15 protein-coding genes and 1 riboswitch are annotated in these 16,568 nt (G+C 46.7%); of the genes, 3 read left to right on the top strand and 12 right to left on the bottom strand.

The genetic code is table 11. The annotated features are described in order from the left end of the window. Positions 1-153 precede the first annotated feature (153 nt). On the top strand, positions 154-990 hold the full coding sequence (nadE, locus tag PGW97_RS20020; RefSeq protein ID WP_217392355.1) for an ammonia-dependent NAD(+) synthetase: 837 nt from the start codon (positions 154-156) through the stop codon (positions 988-990). A gap of 100 nt (positions 991-1,090) precedes the next feature. Here nadE and PGW97_RS20015 read toward each other — a convergent pair whose 3' ends face one another. The 10 genes from PGW97_RS20015 to PGW97_RS19970 all read right to left on the bottom strand — a co-directional run bounded on the left by PGW97_RS20015 (position 1,091) and on the right by PGW97_RS19970 (position 10,703). Further along, positions 1,091-1,609, bottom strand: a complete 519-nt coding sequence (locus tag PGW97_RS20015) for an HD domain-containing protein (RefSeq protein ID WP_217392356.1) — start codon at positions 1,607-1,609, stop codon at positions 1,091-1,093. A gap of 186 nt (positions 1,610-1,795) precedes the next feature. Continuing rightward, complete coding sequence (locus PGW97_RS20010) at positions 1,796-1,972, bottom strand: YoaH family protein (protein WP_084712488.1); 177 nt, start codon at positions 1,970-1,972, stop codon at positions 1,796-1,798. A 67-nt stretch (positions 1,973-2,039) separates the two neighbouring features. Further along, positions 2,040-3,245: an NnrS family protein gene (locus PGW97_RS20005; protein ID WP_273860550.1), complete on the bottom strand. Its 1,206-nt coding sequence runs from the start codon at positions 3,243-3,245 to the stop codon at positions 2,040-2,042. Between the two features lie 170 nt (positions 3,246-3,415). Next, positions 3,416-4,282, bottom strand: a complete 867-nt coding sequence (locus PGW97_RS20000; protein WP_217392358.1) for a DUF2861 family protein — start codon at positions 4,280-4,282, stop codon at positions 3,416-3,418. A gap of 8 nt (positions 4,283-4,290) precedes the next feature. Next, complete coding sequence (locus tag PGW97_RS19995; protein WP_047884259.1) at positions 4,291-4,953, bottom strand: response regulator transcription factor; 663 nt, start codon at positions 4,951-4,953, stop codon at positions 4,291-4,293. Then, positions 4,928-6,370: a sensor histidine kinase VxrA gene (vxrA, locus tag PGW97_RS19990; protein ID WP_047884260.1), complete on the bottom strand. Its 1,443-nt coding sequence runs from the start codon at positions 6,368-6,370 to the stop codon at positions 4,928-4,930. Before vxrA ends, PGW97_RS19995 begins: the two co-directional genes overlap by 26 nt. A gap of 204 nt (positions 6,371-6,574) precedes the next feature. After that, complete coding sequence (gene pntB / locus PGW97_RS19985; protein WP_047884261.1) at positions 6,575-7,954, bottom strand: Re/Si-specific NAD(P)(+) transhydrogenase subunit beta; 1,380 nt, start codon at positions 7,952-7,954, stop codon at positions 6,575-6,577. 10 nt (positions 7,955-7,964) lie between these two features. After that, complete coding sequence (locus PGW97_RS19980) at positions 7,965-9,524, bottom strand: Re/Si-specific NAD(P)(+) transhydrogenase subunit alpha (protein ID WP_273860549.1); 1,560 nt, start codon at positions 9,522-9,524, stop codon at positions 7,965-7,967. A gap of 475 nt (positions 9,525-9,999) precedes the next feature. Beyond that, a complete protein-coding gene (locus tag PGW97_RS19975; protein WP_047884263.1) occupies positions 10,000-10,281 on the bottom strand; it encodes an HlyU family transcriptional regulator in 282 nt (93 codons plus the stop codon). A 230-nt stretch (positions 10,282-10,511) separates the two neighbouring features. Then, complete coding sequence (locus PGW97_RS19970; RefSeq protein ID WP_047884264.1) at positions 10,512-10,703, bottom strand: hypothetical protein; 192 nt, start codon at positions 10,701-10,703, stop codon at positions 10,512-10,514. Positions 10,704-10,972: 269 nt separating this feature from the next. On the opposite strand from PGW97_RS19970, the gene PGW97_RS19965 reads away from it, so the two are divergent. Next, a complete protein-coding gene (locus PGW97_RS19965) occupies positions 10,973-11,908 on the top strand; it encodes a hypothetical protein (protein ID WP_273860548.1) in 936 nt (311 codons plus the stop codon). A gap of 339 nt (positions 11,909-12,247) precedes the next feature. Next, positions 12,248-12,424, top strand: a riboswitch (FMN riboswitch). A gap of 170 nt (positions 12,425-12,594) precedes the next feature. After that, a complete protein-coding gene (ribB, locus tag PGW97_RS19960) occupies positions 12,595-13,272 on the top strand; it encodes a 3,4-dihydroxy-2-butanone-4-phosphate synthase (protein WP_273860547.1) in 678 nt (225 codons plus the stop codon). 447 nt (positions 13,273-13,719) lie between these two features. Here the strand turns inward: ribB and PGW97_RS19955 are convergent, their stop codons facing one another. Together PGW97_RS19955 and PGW97_RS19950 are read right to left on the bottom strand one after the other, a co-directional pair. Then, a complete protein-coding gene (locus tag PGW97_RS19955; RefSeq protein WP_047884267.1) occupies positions 13,720-15,489 on the bottom strand; it encodes a bifunctional metallophosphatase/5'-nucleotidase in 1,770 nt (589 codons plus the stop codon). A 511-nt stretch (positions 15,490-16,000) separates the two neighbouring features. Continuing rightward, positions 16,001-16,393 carry a VOC family protein gene (locus PGW97_RS19950; RefSeq protein WP_047884268.1) on the bottom strand — a complete coding sequence of 131 codons (393 nt, stop codon included), beginning with the start codon at positions 16,391-16,393 and terminating at the stop codon, positions 16,001-16,003. Between the last annotated feature and the right edge of the window lie 175 nt (positions 16,394-16,568).

The raw sequence follows: 16,568 nt of genomic DNA, 5'->3' as shown, positions 1-16,568 counted from the left end.
GAGTGTAAATACATTTAATTGATACATGAGGATTGATCCTGACACAGAGTTATCGCATAGTTTTGTCAAAGGTTTAATGCATTTTACCTATATTTGGCATGAACCATCGCTATATGGTTACAAAACGGGCAACGCCCTGAGGATTCAATCACTATGGAACAGCTAATTCGCGACGAAATGCGCGTATTGCCAAGCATTGATGTTGATTTTGAAATTAACCGACGCATCGCGTTTATTCAAAAGAAACTCAAGCAATCAGGATGCAAGTCACTGGTTCTGGGAATCAGTGGCGGCGTCGATTCGACAACCTGTGGGCGCTTGGCTCAGCTAGCCGTTGAAAGACTCAACGCCGAAGAACAAACCGGTGATTATCAGTTTATCGCTGTACGTCTGCCATATGGCGAACAACAGGATGAAGATGAAGCGCAGCTCGCACTTTCATTCATTAAGCCAACTCACTCTGTCAGCGTCAACATTAAAGACGGTGTTGATGGCACCCATGCCAGCACTCTGAACGCGCTCGAAGGAACAGGCCTGATTCCAGAATGTCACGGTACGGTTGACTTCGTGAAGGGGAATGTAAAAGCGCGTACCCGTATGATTGCACAATACGAAATTGCCGGCTTGGTACGTGGTCTGGTACTGGGTACCGATCACTCAGCAGAGAATGTTACCGGTTTCTACACCAAATTCGGTGATGGAGCCTGTGACCTTGCCCCGCTCTTTGGCCTCAATAAGCGTCAGGTCCGTCAGCTTGCGGATCATCTTGGTGCACCTGAACTGCTGGTCCACAAAGTCCCAACCGCTGACCTTGAAGAACTCGCGCCACAAAAGGCTGACGAGGAAGCACTTCAACTGACGTATGAAAATATTGATGATTTTCTGGAAGGCAAAACGGTGTCAGAGCAAGTCATCGAGCGTATTGTAGGCATTTACAAAGCGACCCAACACAAGCGCCGACCTATTCCAACCATCTACGATGAAGAATAAATCTGACTGGCTTAAATAAACAAAAGGGCTCGCTGAGCCCTTTTGTATTTGAACAAGATCATTATTGGTAGTGCTGATGAACGAAGACAAAACCCTAATTTCAGCCAGACTTTGAAGAGTTATAAAGCAAATTATCCAGTTCCCACCATATCGCTTCGCATAAACCCTCCCGATAGACCGCTCGTTTAAAATCGGTATGCTCTTGCTGATACTGATGAAAATAATGTTCACGGTTATGGCGACTGGCCCTGACATTAGCAAGCCTGTCACAGGCTTTAACGATCAACGCAATTCTCGCCGACTCTTCCGTTGTGTCTAATGCCTCAAGACGCCGGTGTAATTCCGCTTTGCGCTTTTGCCTGCTGGTTACATCACCGTCTGTAATATAACCTACCGCATCAGCGACAGTGAATCCGAAGTCAGCGGCTAACTCATCTAAGCTGGTTTCAGTGTCTTCAATAACATCATGGAGTTGCGCCACGATCATGGCATCAGTACCGAAAGGACTTGCTAAGCGCGAAACCGCTTCAAGGTGGATATAATAAGGAACGTCACCGTATTTTTGTCCTTCGTGTTTGGCCCTAGCCAGAGTGCGAGCTTTTAGGTAACGATTATTCATCCTTCTCTCTCACAGTTAGAATGAACGAACAGTATCCCCCGAGGAATATTAGGGATCTGTAAATTCTATTTCAGACTCTGCCGTTTTACGAAGACCGGATATTCTAAATGAGAGTTGTTGCACGGTTTGAGTAAAAAAAACAGGCACCGAAGTGCCTGTCAGATAAAGATGAGTGTCGGTAAGACATCATTCAACGTCTGATTCCGATTGTTCCTGCGCTTTTTTTGCCGCGGCTTCGCGAATTTCATTAGCAACACGCATGATTGCCTCACCACTGCTGACACCTTGTGCCATTAGTGCATGGATTTTTTCTGCCGCAGCTTGCTGCTCGGCATGAGACAATGTAGGAATGTCGTTAAACATAGAGCATTTACCTTATTAAACCGGACCGCTAGTGTAGGGATTTTATCCCTGCTTGTCATCCGAAGAATTAACCAGGGCGACCATCCACTCTTGGGCTGGTTAGTACCGGGAAATAGACCCAGCAGAAAATACTGAATGCCAGTGCCCAAAGTAACCCTGAAAGCCAGTATGCATTTACAGCCAGTTCAGGCATCAGCAACAGAAAAACAGTTCGAGTCAGCGTTGCTATGACCAGAGTCACAAACGCCACTTTCATCATTGCGCCTATTTTGAGTTCCCGTCCGGTATGCCCCAAGGAAACACGTGCAATCATTGCCAGAATCATGCAGCCAATACCGCCAACCGTCAGGCAGTGCAGCGCAATACTGTAAGCCCCCCAACCTGTCAATTGAACGACCGCAAGGAGAGTTAAACCAAGAATCAAAAAAAGGTAGGCAAAGTGCAGTAACCATAACAATGGCACCCTAAGCGTACTTAGCGTTCGCCAGCGTAAAAAACGCAGCAGATGCATTGTGGCAGTCATCAGCAAGAGTAACGAAAAACTGTAGCTTGCAACAGCTTCCGGGATTGGCAGTAAACTGTGTAAGACCAATAACCAAGTCGGAATTAAAGCTCCCCGTTCGAGCCAGGTAATACGTGTGATCGGCTCGCTTTGTGTTCCCCGCCAGGTGAAAAACGGTATAACTCGACCTCCGACTACGAGCACAATCAGGCTGATGACCAGTATGGCAACAAATGACACTGAGCGCAGTGGCAGAACCAGCCAATTCAGACTGATGGCATGGAATGCCGCATTTAACGCTGTCAGCAACAATATCAAAGGAACAAAAAACAGGTTATTCCATTGACGGCGAAGAAGTATAGGAACGGCCAAAAAATAGCCGGCTAAAGGCATCCAGAGCAAGTCTGCTACCATCCAGACCAGATTAGGTGACCCGAACAAAATTCCTACCCTGGCAATTAGCCACAGACCAAAAATCACCGCAAGCTTTCTGCCCCGGATTCCCGGGTTCCCCGTCCAATTCTGAACTGCGGTGAGTAGAAAGCCGATAATGATTGCGCCAGTAAACCCGAATAGCATTTCATGGCTGTGCCACCATATCGGATCATGGTACATCCAGTTTGCGACATTGGAATATCCCGCCCAAAAAGCGGCCCAAAGCAACATTGCAATCACAGAGAACAGGCTGGCACCCAGGAAAAAAGGACGAAAGGCAAGCCTGAAAATTGGCAAAATTCTCTGTTCTTTTTCATTATCAAGTATTTGCATCATGATGTGGTTATCCCCACTTTAAACATGCATAAATAATACACCTTTAAAGATGCAATTTAAATACATCTATTAAAGCAAATGTTATGAGTCTAACAGAGGAAAAGACGAGCAAACTAGATGAGCACTAGAAAGAAAAACAGCCGACACAAAGTCGACTGTTTTCGAATAGTCTATATGCCGGGGTAATCGACCGGACGGGTTATTCTCTGAATATCGAGAACGGAGATATCCCCTTGCCAGCGGCTTTCGATGATACCGACACTTAACCAGTAGCGTCCTTCCGGTAAATCAATTTTCGGCAAGGTGGTTGGGAGTTTTCCATCAACATTTTCGGTCCATAGCGGCGTCCAGGACGTGTCGTTGAGGTCGTACACATTCATCGACAAAATAGGTGCGGGACACACCCTATCAGGTATGCCATTGCGTTCAATACGCCAGGTTTTACTGTTAATCCAACCGATGCGCTGCTTGCTTTGTGGCTGTGTCAGAATGACCCAGGTCTTGAACCCTTCCGGATGCCCTTCCACCTGAATATTCAGCTGATAAAGCCCCTCACTGGTCGCATTCTCAAGCCGTTTTGCATCAATCGAAAAGGCATTCCCTTCGTCCATTTTGGGTATACCAGCAATGACAGCCTGATCTGGCCAGCGGGTAAATTCGATTTTCGTGACGTTCTTTTTGGCTATGCCGTTGATAGAAAGGCGCGGAAGAACCTGTGTCTGGTTCTGTACCATCTCACGCTGAATTACCAGCTTGGTTATCCACTCTGGCAGGTTTGTTGCGTTCAAACTATGTCCGCAGTCTTCAGTGATCGCGAGCTGGAGTAATTCGTTGAGGTTAGTTTGTTCGTCGCGGTTTGGCGACTGCTGCCAGGCTTGCACCATGGCATCAAAACTTTCCCGAGTATTGCCTTCAAGGAGTTTCTGATGAGCGACAGTATAAATATCTTTGCTCAGAAACCATTTTGCGTAGGCATTCGGCGCCCAGAGCGCCGAATGTAACAAAAGCAGAGAACAGGTAAGAGTGAGTTTGGACATGCCTTAACTTACGCTGATTTCATCCGGTAGCCAACGCCACGCAGAGTTTCAATTTCAATACCCGGCAATTTCTGACGTAACTGCAGAATGTGGGTATCAACGGTACGAGTGGTGGGATAATGGTTGTAGCCCCAAACTTGATCCAACAGTTCGTCACGCGTGAATACACGGCCCGCATGTTTAGCAAGAAAAACCAGCAATTCGAACTCAGTACGGGTCAAAGTGACACTGTCACCACTGTACTGTACATCACGACTATCCAAATCAATGCTGATATCACCGACTTTCACGATGTTGGATGACACCTGTTCAGGTGCACCATCACGCAAATGCAAGCGGATACGCGCCAGTAGTTCTTCTTCCGCAAAGGGTTTCGTCAAATAGTCTTTCGCGCCCGATTCCAGGCCAATCACTTTATCCGATACCGATACCATTGCAGTCAGCAGAATCACAGGTACATGTTTAATTTTCAGCCACTTGGACAAATAGTTCAGGGAATCCCCTTCAGGTAGCTGACGGTCAAGAACAACTAAATCGGCATCGGCCCATTTATCGGCAACATTTGATGCACAATCAGCATACAGGCATTTATAGCCCGCTTCTTTTAAACTTTCGAGTAAACCATCAGCAAGGTTGCGGTCATCTTCAACCAGAAGCAGAGTTTGATTCACACGGTATCTCCAATATAAACGTTGTAGGTGGACCAACGAGTTTCATTCGTCCTCCCATTCTTCGTATCATCGATTCAACAATTGTAAGCCCAAGCCCTAACCCTCTTTCACTGACGAAGGGCTTTCTTAATCGCGCCCAGTCTTTCGAGCCAAGCTGTCCATTGTCTGAAACACTTACAATCAACTTTCCGTTATTGAACGATGACGTTAATGTCACTGGCTTCACACCGTACTTATGGGCATTAGATAATAAATTATCAATACACGTCCCCAACCAGTAGATGTTGACATCAACAGGTCTGTCTTCAGCTAACTCCAATGTCACCTCGTAAGGTTCACTCAAGTATTCAATCCACTCATTAAAGGAGTCAATATGCTGAACGCTGAGTTCCTGTTGATTAGCCTGCAAGTAATCTTTGCTTGCTTCTGCAAGCTGTTTAAGACGTCTGGAGTCTTCGGTCAGACGTCTGAATTCATCATATAGGGTTTCCGGCAACGCATCAAAATGGCGTCGAAAACCCTCTACAGTCATCCCCAGACTGGCAATCGGTGTTCTCAGTTCATGGGTCAGAATCTGCAGTACCAGCATACGCTCCTGCATCGCCCGACGTCGAATTCTCAACCGGTAGGCACCCCAACCGATCAGCAAGCCAACGTTGAGCACCAGCAAACCAACCAACAAGTAGTAAGTCAGGTGCGACTGGTCTTCTTCTTCCCAGCAGATGTTTCCGCTTTTGAGTATGCAAAAGCTACTTTGGTTCAATCTGGTGAAATGAACATCAAACTTGTTCATCGCCACAGACCACGTCGGCTGGTCGTAGATATAATACTCATTGCCATTGCGAATCCAAAGCTCTCCGTTGGAAACAAACGATTCGGCACCGGCAATGTATACCATGATTTCATCATTACTCATCCGCTGCAATCGCCCAAGCGCAGTATTCGTCGGATCCAGATCCCGCTCCTGAATGTGCTGAAACTTGTTAAGTTTCTCTTTCATATCAGGATGGGCCTGCAAATAACGGGCAGCGTAACTGCCCCCGCCCGGATGAATATATCCGGCGCGGGCAAACCAGCCGACCGGAAGAACCGTGTTATTACACAATGCACGCGTAAACACCAGTGGCTGAGTCAGTAACGGCGTCACTGGCCACGGGCCCTTACAGCTTTGTGCACTCTGGTATAGTCGCTGTAACGATTTCAAAGGATAAAGGGAAGACTGGGGTAACAGCGATGATGGCACAAGCAGCTGTGTCGGAAACTGACTTTGCAGTTGCCGAAAATCATAAGTCGCCACCGGTTCACTGGCCAATAGCTCAGATCGAACGGCACTTAAGCGCTCAGGCAAATTTTCTGCCGCGGCCATATTAGGCACGCCGGATATCAGCAGTGAAAGTAGTAGGACATATTTTTTCATGTCGCAGAGTTTATCATTCCATTAACGTACTATGTCAGGAAATTGTCATTCGTCTGACGCGAATATCATCGCATAGTCAAGAAGATACGCACATACGTAAGTTTTGCAATCAGAACTGTCACAATGGTCGAGCACAAAAAAAGGGAGCCGATTGGCTCCCTTCTGTTTATCACGCGCGACTAAGCATTAATTTCAGTCTTGGACTTAATCCAGATGCTCAAGAATCTTCAGACAGCTGTCTTTCGCATCGCCAAACAGCATTTGCGAGTTGTCTTTGAAGAACAGCGGGTTTTGAACGCCAGCATAACCTGTGTTCATTGAACGCTTAAATACGATAACGTGTTTTGCATTCCACACTTCCAGAACAGGCATACCGGCAATTGGACTACTTGGGTCTTCAGTTGCAGCCGGGTTGACCGTATCATTCGCACCGATAACCAGTACAACATCCGTTTCTGGGAAATCTTCGTTGATTTCATCCATTTCAAGCACGATGTCGTAAGGTACTTTCGCTTCAGCCAGCAGTACGTTCATGTGACCCGGCAGACGGCCAGCAACAGGGTGAATACCGAAACGGACTTCCACACCTTGCTTACGCAGTTTGTCAGTAATTTCGTGAACTGGGTACTGTGCCTGCGCGACAGCCATACCGTATCCTGGAGTGATAATCACAGAACGGGCGTCTTTCAGCATTTCAGCCACTTCTTCTGCAGACGCTTCATGGTACTCACCCATTTCTTCTTCTGTAGTAGAAACTGAACCGTCAGTACCAAAGCCACCGGCAATAACACTGATGAAAGAGCGGTTCATTGCTTTACACATAATGTAAGACAGAATAGCACCCGATGAACCTACCAGCGCACCGGTTACGATCAACAGATCGTTCGCCAGCATGAAACCTGCCGCTGCCGCTGCCCAGCCTGAGTATGAGTTAAGCATTGAAACCACAACCGGCATGTCAGCACCACCGATTGAAGCCACCAGGTGGTAACCAAACGCCAACGCGATGATAGTCACCAAAATCAGCGCAAACATTGACCCTTCTGCGTTCACGAAAGAGAACAACAGCAGAACGGAAACCACAACGGCAGCCAGATTCAGTTTATGACGGTGAGGCAGCATCAGTGGCTTTGACGAAATCAGGCCACGCAGTTTACCGAACGCCACGATTGAACCGGTGAATGTTACTGCACCAATGAACACGCCAAGGAAGATTTCTACCAGGTGAATGTTCAGCATTACACCTGTCAGATCGCCATGGTCAATGAAGGTGTTGAAACCAACCAGTACCGCTGCCATACCCACGAAGCTGTGAAGAATAGCAACCAATTCTGGCATCTCAGTCATTTCAACTTTCTTGGCAAAGTAGATACCGATTGCACCACCAATGATCATCGCAAGGATAATCCATCCCGTGCCCTGAGAATCCGGGCCCAGAATAGTTGCAATCAGTGCGATAGCCATACCGGCAATGCCGTAATAGTTACCTGCACGGGCCGTTTCTTGCTTGGAAAGCCCTGCCAGAGACATGATAAATAAAATTGCAGCAACAATGTATGCCGCTTGTACGATTCCTGCAGACATTTGTTACTCCTTATCTATCTTTACGGAACATCTCAAGCATGCGCTTGGTCACGGTGAAACCACCGAAAATATTGATACTGGCGATTAAAACCGCAATAAAGGACAGGAAGGTTACAACACCGATTCCTTGGCCTATTTGCAGTAATGCACCAACAATGATGATCCCCGAGATAGCATTGGTTACAGACATCAGTGGTGTATGCAGCGCATGAGTAACGTTCCACACAACGTAGTAACCAACCACACAGGCAAGAACAAAAACAGTAAAGTGAGACAGGAATTCGGCAGGCGCAGAGTTTGCCACCCAGCCAAATAGCACGATACCAGCAGCCATCAGACCGTATTTTTTAGCCGGCGAGGTAGGTTGTTCGACCTTCTCAATTGGCTTTTTAACTTCTGTTGGTTTTTGAGCTGGTGCCGCGGACACTTTGATTGGTGGCGCTGGCCAGGTTACTTCCCCTTCTTTGATCACAGTCAGACCACGAATAACTTCATCATCGAAATCAATATCAATGATGCCGTCTTTTTCTTTGCAAAGAAGTTTCAGCAGGTTAACCAGGTTTGTACCGTATAGCTGAGAAGACTGGTTTGGCAGACGACCAACCATATCGGTATAACCGATCACTTTTACGCCGTTATCCGTAACGATGACTTTATCCGCTTGGGTATAAGCACAGTTACCGCCGTTGGCCGCAGCCAGGTCAACAATCACACTGCCCGGCTTCATAGAATCAACCATTTCTTGGGTAATCAGCTTAGGAGCTGGACGCCCAGGAATCAGTGCAGTCGTAATGATTATGTCAACGTCTTTGGCTTGCTCTGCGTACAGACGTTCAGCCGCTTTGTTGAAATCGTCTGACATTTCTTTGGCATAGCCATCACCCGGGCCGTTATCTTCCTGTTTGAAGTCAACTTCCAGGAATTCAGCCCCCATACTCTCGACCTGCTCTTTTACTTCAGGACGAACGTCGAATGCGCGAACAATCGCACCCAGGCTACCAGCCGCACCAATTGCAGCCAGACCAGCAACACCCGCACCGGCAACCAGTACTTTGGCAGGTGGTACTTTACCGGCCGCCGTGATCTGGCCGGTGAAGAACCGACCAAACTCGTGCGCAGCTTCAACCACAGCACGGTAACCGGCGATGTTGGCCATTGAGCTCAGCGCGTCAAGCGACTGTGCTCTTGAGATACGTGGCACTGAATCCATCGCCATAACGTTGATTTTTTTGCTCGATAGTTTCTCAAGCAACTCAGGATTTTGCGCTGGCCAAATAAAGCTAACCAGGCTTGCTCCTTCTTTGATCAACGCAATTTCATCGATTCCATTGGCTTCATCAACCAGGGGAGCGTTGACTTTCAGGATCAGATCTGAGTCCCACACCTCATCGGTTGAAACAACAGTCGCGCCTGCTTCTTCAAAGGCCGCATCATCAAAACTAGCGTGAATACCAGCATCGTGTTCGACCACTACACTGAAACCCAGCTTTAGCAGCTGCTCTACCGTTTTGGGTGTCGCAGCAACTCGCGTTTCTCCCGCGAGCGTTTCTCTTGGCACACCAATTTGCATCATTATTCCCTAAAATTTGGCAAATAAGTAACAATTTTGTATCTAACCACTGATGCAAGATCAAGCATTTTGTAGGAAAAATACAAACAAACATAGCTATGCTTTGTTTTAACAACAAATGTTACCGCCAGAACGAAAGAAAATAACTTCCCCAACGCCTGGACAGAGGTCAAACCACCAATAAAATTAGCTATCTATTCACTGAAACATGAAGAAATAACCACAACCAGCCAAATGACCTTATAAACATCTAAAATAATATCTCATTTCAGATGGATTCTTGTTTAAAACATCAAAGAAAAAGAATTTTGAAACTAAAGAAGGGACAGTTTCATCATTCCTTGATGAATTACGACACAGGCAACAGCTTACCTACGCCTCCAGCCTCTCCGTTCTCAATAAAAGAGAAGGATTAACCGAAACTCAGACCAGTAAGGCAAGGCTACTGCCTTACCAGAGCTCAAACCGAATCAGATCAGCGGAACATACTGTCTCCTGTCTGATCGATAAACATCTTGGCTTTGTTGACCATAAAGGTTTCAGCATCCTGTTTTGAGGCCAGCAAATCGGAACGAATAAAGGCATGTGTTTTCAGCTCATCATCGAATTGTTTGCAGATTCGACCTGCAATCCGGAATTGTCCGCCTTCGGACTTCGGCTCCGGGTAAATGAGATAGCCTTTGTACTCAATTGGCTCAACATCAGCTTTTACAGGCGTTGATTTCTCTAGCCCAAACAATTTTGAGAAGAAGCCCACTAAATTATCTCCCGCGCATATATCGTTACAGTGACATCATGCCATATTCTCATAAAAAAAAGTTAAGCTCTGATTAAATTATTTAAAAACATGATATTACCCTAAGTCATATGCAAGATTTTTGCACTGTTTCTCACTCACGAAATAAAACATCGTTCGGATTAATAAAATCAGGGCATAAAAAAACGCCGGACTAAGCCGACGTTTTTGTGTTCCACGCTATCCTGCGCTTAACGGTACATACCGATATCTTTCTGAAGGTGTACCGGCAGGTCAGAAACTGAGTACTGCTTAGGTGCCTTTTTACCACCAAAAAGAATATCCAATGCGTGTGCAATCAGTCCTTTGACATTTAACGCATAGGCTTTCTTATCCATTGCAGTAGACGTAGCGATGGTGTCGAAATTCATTGCCTGTGCCATGATTGCCTCTCATTGTCATTGTTTTTTAACTGCCAGTATTTTATCCATCCACTCTGACACAAGAAAATGACAATATTTCGCCATAAAGATTAGATTTCCTAATCTGTTAATGAATGGTTTCAGCCAAAACAAAACCAATGAAAAACCATGCAGCCAAAGCGATTAAATCCCTAACCATTCTTATAAAGTATGCAGAACTTTAATTACCCTTGCATCACCGATTACTTTTGTATAACAATAGCGCAACACACAAAAATAAGATGTTCATTATGCTTTCGCTGCTTGCCAAACATTCATCCATCTTTTTAATCATTGCTGCTGTTGCCGGATTTATTTTCCCTCAGGCATCAGCTGCTCTATTTCCCTACCTGCCGTATGTTCTTTTTTGCCTTATGCTCTTTACTCTGCTGGGCATGCAGCAAAAAGTACTGGTCGGGCTATTAGCTAAGGCATGGGTATGGGGATATGCTTTTCTGCATGCGGCAGTGTTAACCCTGATCAGCTGTACCATTGCCAGCCTGCTTGATGCCAGCAGCAGTATGCTTCTGGCCATTTCTGCTGTAACAGCAACCGGCTCTCTGTTTGCGACGCCGGCCATTGTTCGCTCAGTTGGGCTGGCTCCGCTAGAGGCGATGGCGATGACGATTGCCACAACGTTGCTTATGCCCGTCGTGCTTTATATTAACCTGATGCTTTTCCAGGAAAATGCCTTCAGCCTGGATCTGGTCAGCTATCTTCAAAGATTGCTTATTTTTATTGTGGGCCCGATGATGTTTTCAGCATTGGTCTACAATCTGGTGCCTCACGATACTCTGCACCGTATTCACAGCAAGCTATCTCAGGTCACCATCATTCTGGTGTTCTCTTTCCCGTTCGGACTCATCGGACCGTTCCGATCCATTTTCGATGACTCCCTCCTGTCCGCCATGAACTATTTTCTGATCGGCCTGGCTTTATGCGCACTGTTTTTTGTTGCCGGTTTCCTCGTTTACTGGCGTACAGACAAAAACATGGCTCTGATTGCCGCCATCACTTCAGCTAACCGGAATGTCCTTCTGACCTATACAGTAGCAGGAAGCTATTTGGGGCCGGATTTTCTGATTATTATGGGCGCACTGCAGTTGCCGACTTACACCCTGCCCTTATTTGTTCGTTGGTTGAATGGAAAGCTTTGCGAGCCACAAACGGAAGAATCGTCGGCTTAAAATTCAAAGTCTGAGTCTAAGCCTCAATCAAAACTGTCAGCAGGCGAACAATCCAAAGATGTTGCTAACCATACCGCCGACAGCGTTTCCAAAGCCGTTGATGCCCATCAAGGCGGCAGCAATAAAGACAATGCAGCCTAGCTGCTAGTGACCGAACCTTTAATCCATATCTTAAATGCGCGGGGTGGTACTCACCCCGCAAACGAGTCTGCCCCAACCCACTGTAGAGTCATCCCCGGAAGTTGAGCATTTAAACGTCATATCCGTAGCCACCTCAAACATTTATCAATAAAACTGTTGATTATCTTGCACTGAATATGACATTTGCCTATATTGCTGGGGAATTCTCAGGGCGGGGTGAAATTCCCCACCGGCGGTAGTCCTCAAAAGGGAGAGCCCGCGAGCGCTTGCATAGCACACTTCATCGCCATGCAAGGTCAGCAGATCTGGTGCAGTGTATTGAGACATACATGATTCCAGAGCCGACGGTTAAAGTCCGGATGGAAGAGGATTTCAGCGGAGCATTTAGCTCTGAATAGTTCTAAACTGCACCGTACATGATTTTTGTTATGTCGGTCGATTTGCTATAGCTATACATTCTTGTTGCTAAGCAACGTTGTTTTATGCTGTTCGCTGACTTTCCAAGCCCTGATTCTGGTAATTGTTTATATTTGGAGTTTCTTACCATGAATCAGTCTCTACTTACCCCTTACGGCACCCCTTTTAAGCGCGTTGAAGCAGGCCTGACGGCTATTCGTCAAGGACGAGGCGTGCTGGTTGTTGACGATGAAGATCGTGAAAACGAAGGTGATATCATTTTTGCAGCCGAAACGCTGACTGCAGAACAGATGGCACTGATGATCCGTGAATGTTCGGGTATCGTTTGTCTTTGTCTGACTGAAGAACGTTGCGATCAATTGGCTCTGCCAATGATGGTCGACAACAACACCAGTGCCAACCAAACTGGCTTTACTGTAACGATTGAAGCCGCCAAGGGTGTCACAACCGGTGTATCTGCTGCTGACCGTGTTACCACGATTAAAACCGCTATTGCTGATGGTGCAAAACCTTCTGACTTGAGCCGTCCAGGCCATGTTTTCCCACTGAAAGCAAACTCGGAAGGCGTGCTGGCTCGCCGTGGTCACACAGAAGCCACTATCGACCTAATGCGCCTGGCGGGTCTGAAACCTTACGGTGTATTGTGTGAACTGACCAATCCCGACGGCACTATGGCTCGTCTGCCGGAGGTCATTGAGTTTGGTAAAGTGCACAACATGCCGGTTCTGACCATTGAAGATCTGGCAGCCTACCGTTTGGCTAAAGAAGTGGCCAACTCTGAAGAAACTGAAGCGCTGACGGCCTGATAAGTCATCTGATTCAGATTCAAAAAAGCCGGGTTGATCCCGGCTTTTTAGTTTCGGACTGCTGATTTACCCAAATAAAGGCGGCAAAAAATATACCAGAGCAATCCACACTGAAGCCCAGATTGCTGTTGCTGCCGTCACGGCATCAAACCATCCATTTCTCATCATACATCCCTGAATTTATCTTCACCTTCAACTGAGTCTTAACCCGAACGTCTGCTCAATGGTGTTTGAGCCTGTCAGGTTTTCGACTTGCCCGCTTTTCAGCCAGTCTTTTTAAACAGACCACACTGTATATTTACCGACAGGTTGGAAGGAAAAATTAAAAAGCCTGTTGTCATTTTTAACAATCGAATGATCGGCATGTAAAATAACGACAGGCTTAAAGAGATGCAGTACGGATGAAAAATATCAGTAACAGGTATCAACCAGACGTAATAACCAGTATCAGGCAGCGCCTTCAGCTGAATCATCCTGGCATTCACAAGGAATGAACAAGGAGATATCCTCCGGTGGCGCTGTCAGGCTTTGTCTTACACGAGCGTATGCTTCGAAGGCTTCTGCCATCGTGATGTTCAGTGGCTGTGGCTCAGAGGTTTCGTCCACCAGCGCGTTATAGCCTTCTTTACCTGTCGCAGTGTAACCAGACGACACTGATAAGTATCGCTGTTCGTCATTAACATCCACCCACTGCCCTTCAAAGTAAACCTGTAGCGCTTCAATACGCTTACCTTTCGGAGCACAGCAACGATACAGATACTTCAAGTGTGAGGTATAAGGGTAACTGCCCGAACCTGTACCTTCTACGCCATTATCAATAGCGTTATCAATGGCACCTTCCAACGCCGCCCTAACCTGGGCTCCGGTGACCGGATACACCATCAGTCCAATCGCAAAAGGCAACAGACGGCCTGCAATATCGGCCGAGGTGATCGGGCCTTCATGGAATGAGGTTCTCACGCCACCCGCGTTATGAATTCCAAAGTGAACCTCAAACCCCATCTGACGGGACTGCCAGACAAAGCTGTCAACCACCAGCGGTGCAATCTGGCTGGCACCACGTTGATCCGGGATGCGGGTATGACGAAGCGGCTCGGCAACAACGGCTATCTGCTCTGTCTGAAGTAGTCTAACCGCCGGACGGAACTCTTCATTGAGTAAATTTTCAATCAGCGGATCTTTGGCACAAAAACGAACATTGGGCTGTGCGTACAGATACGCTTTTACCGCTTCGTGAGTTGATTCATCCAGGTGCTGACTACGGCTTGCGTCTAAAGTGAACTGACGCCCGAGCAGCAGCTGGTTTACCCCGCCAGCCTTCGCCACCGTACCATCAGCATTAAAATCAAGTTCCAGTTGCCCCAATGCCATCGCATTACAACCAGCCTGAACAACGCAGGTGCCATTGACCATTCTGGCGTATTCATCAGTGACACCGTAACCAACATTTTGGAAATTGCCTTGCATCGTATGGGTGTGACCACCAATGATCGCCCCGATACCTTCAACCTGAGCAGCCAATTCAAGATCACGTTCATACCCCAGATGACTCAGCAAAATAATTTTGTTGATCCCCTGGCGACGAATCGCTGCAACGGTGTTCTTAGCGACGTCGGTAACATTCAGGAAAAACGTATCGGGATCCGGATTGGCTATCGCGGCCATGTTCTCAATCGACAAGCCAAAAATCGCCACCGGCTCACTATCCACCTCTTTCACCAGAAAGTGGGCGTGTTGATTAAGATGGTCATAAGCCAGAACCTGAGGCTTAGGTGCCAGCGGATTCGGTTTGTCCGGATTTTCCTGTGATAGATCCCAGTTTCCCGCCAGCAGCGGAAAATCGACCATATCCATAAAATCCGCCACGATCCCATTGCCCATGTCCAGTTCATGGTTACCTAATGCCATCGCTTCGATACCGATAGCATTCAAAAGGCGAGCGTTAGCCACCCCTTTGTACAAAGAGAAATACAATGTGCCCTGAAAGCAATCTCCGGCATGAACAAACATAAATTCACGCTCATTCAGGTAGGCATGCCGCTTAACATCCTTAACGGCTGAAGAAACCCTGGAAAAACCACCACAGCTCGCAAATACCGACATTTCATTATTCAGTACGTCGTAAGGCAGCTTTAGCGAGATCGACGACGGCTCGAAATGTGAATGCGTGTCGTTGATGTGGGCAATGGTCATTTTCACTGGGCGATGATCTGACATATCCGTAACAAACTCTCCATGAATCTCTACTAAACCATCATCATATAACAGATTACGTTGAATCTCAGGTTTTTGATGATTTTTTCTATTGCAGTTTCACTCCATGAGTGACAATGCTCATACTCTTATTGGCATTATCCGCAATAACATGACGCTGAGATGAATTGCTCAAAGGCACCGAGCTAGCTGGTGACATAACATACGATCATCAGCAATAAATTAGATTGGGTTTACTGGTAACTTGCCGCTCAACACAGCAGCCAGAAACAACAAACCACGCGAAATGCGTGGCTTGAAAATACGACTAATCAGCTTTCACATTTAGCTGAGCTACCACAACCAGATCAGCGAACTCAACGATGGTAACTATCTCAACGTTGAAACCGTTGCTCTAGTGTTCCGCTCCTAGTATTCGGGCGTTCAGCTAATCGTGGTCTTCTGATAACAGGCTTGTGTGTTAGCTAGCGTTTTGAAAGTCTGGCGTTCTGAAAAAATTGCCTGATAGCGACAATTACTGGTAGCGGCCATGACGCTGAAGGAATTCAATTTTGTAACCATCAGGATCCAGTACAAAGAAGAATTTCGCCAGAAGTTGTCCATCACGGTGGAATTCTTTAATGTCCGCTGGCGCATAGCCCAGTTCAGTCAACTTCGCATGATCCGCTTCCAGTTCCTCGACTGCCACCGCGATATGACCATAACCTGAACCATGCGTGTACTCTTCCGTACCTTCATTCCAGGTCAGTTCGATTTCCATGTCGTTTTCATCATTGCGCAGGTAAACCAGGCTGAAGCCCTCAAAGTCAAGACGCTCGGCGATATCCAGGTCCAGTGCTTCTTTATAAAATTTCAGTGATTTATCAAGGTTACCGACACGAACCATTGAGTGAATAATTTTAGCCATCTGACATCTCCACTATGCTTATTCTAACCGGTTTGATTTTCAACCAGTTAGCGGGTGTTTTTATGCAACGGGACTATATCAAGTCCTTCTGACAGCAACAACCTAATATTCCGATGCTCTCAGGGCGATTTGTTTTCAATAATGTGACCAACGCACAGCCGCATCTTTTTATAGT

Source organism: Photobacterium sp. GSS17 (assembly GCF_028621875.1).
Lineage (GTDB): Bacteria > Pseudomonadota > Gammaproteobacteria > Enterobacterales > Vibrionaceae > Photobacterium > Photobacterium ganghwense.
The sequence above is the reverse complement of the archived record's forward strand: the minus strand, read 5'-3'. Positions and strand labels throughout refer to the sequence as shown.

Coding starts and splice junctions, on each gene's coding strand:
- PGW97_RS19965 (WP_273860548.1), top strand. CDS start 10,973: ATGCTTTCGCTGCTTGCCAAACATTCATCCATCTTTTTAATCATTGCT.
- nadE (WP_217392355.1), top strand. CDS start 154: ATGGAACAGCTAATTCGCGACGAAATGCGCGTATTGCCAAGCATTGAT.
- PGW97_RS20005 (WP_273860550.1), bottom strand. CDS start 3,245: ATGATGCAAATACTTGATAATGAAAAAGAACAGAGAATTTTGCCAATT.
- PGW97_RS20000 (WP_217392358.1), bottom strand. CDS start 4,282: ATGTCCAAACTCACTCTTACCTGTTCTCTGCTTTTGTTACATTCGGCG.
- ribB (WP_273860547.1), top strand. CDS start 12,595: ATGAATCAGTCTCTACTTACCCCTTACGGCACCCCTTTTAAGCGCGTT.
- PGW97_RS19950 (WP_047884268.1), bottom strand. CDS start 16,393: ATGGCTAAAATTATTCACTCAATGGTTCGTGTCGGTAACCTTGATAAA.
- PGW97_RS19955 (WP_047884267.1), bottom strand. CDS start 15,489: ATGTCAGATCATCGCCCAGTGAAAATGACCATTGCCCACATCAACGAC.
- PGW97_RS20015 (WP_217392356.1), bottom strand. CDS start 1,609: ATGAATAATCGTTACCTAAAAGCTCGCACTCTGGCTAGGGCCAAACAC.
- PGW97_RS19970 (WP_047884264.1), bottom strand. CDS start 10,703: ATGGCACAGGCAATGAATTTCGACACCATCGCTACGTCTACTGCAATG.
- vxrA (WP_047884260.1), bottom strand. CDS start 6,370: ATGAAAAAATATGTCCTACTACTTTCACTGCTGATATCCGGCGTGCCT.
- PGW97_RS20010 (WP_084712488.1), bottom strand. CDS start 1,972: ATGTTTAACGACATTCCTACATTGTCTCATGCCGAGCAGCAAGCTGCG.
- PGW97_RS19980 (WP_273860549.1), bottom strand. CDS start 9,524: ATGCAAATTGGTGTGCCAAGAGAAACGCTCGCGGGAGAAACGCGAGTT.
- pntB (WP_047884261.1), bottom strand. CDS start 7,954: ATGTCTGCAGGAATCGTACAAGCGGCATACATTGTTGCTGCAATTTTA.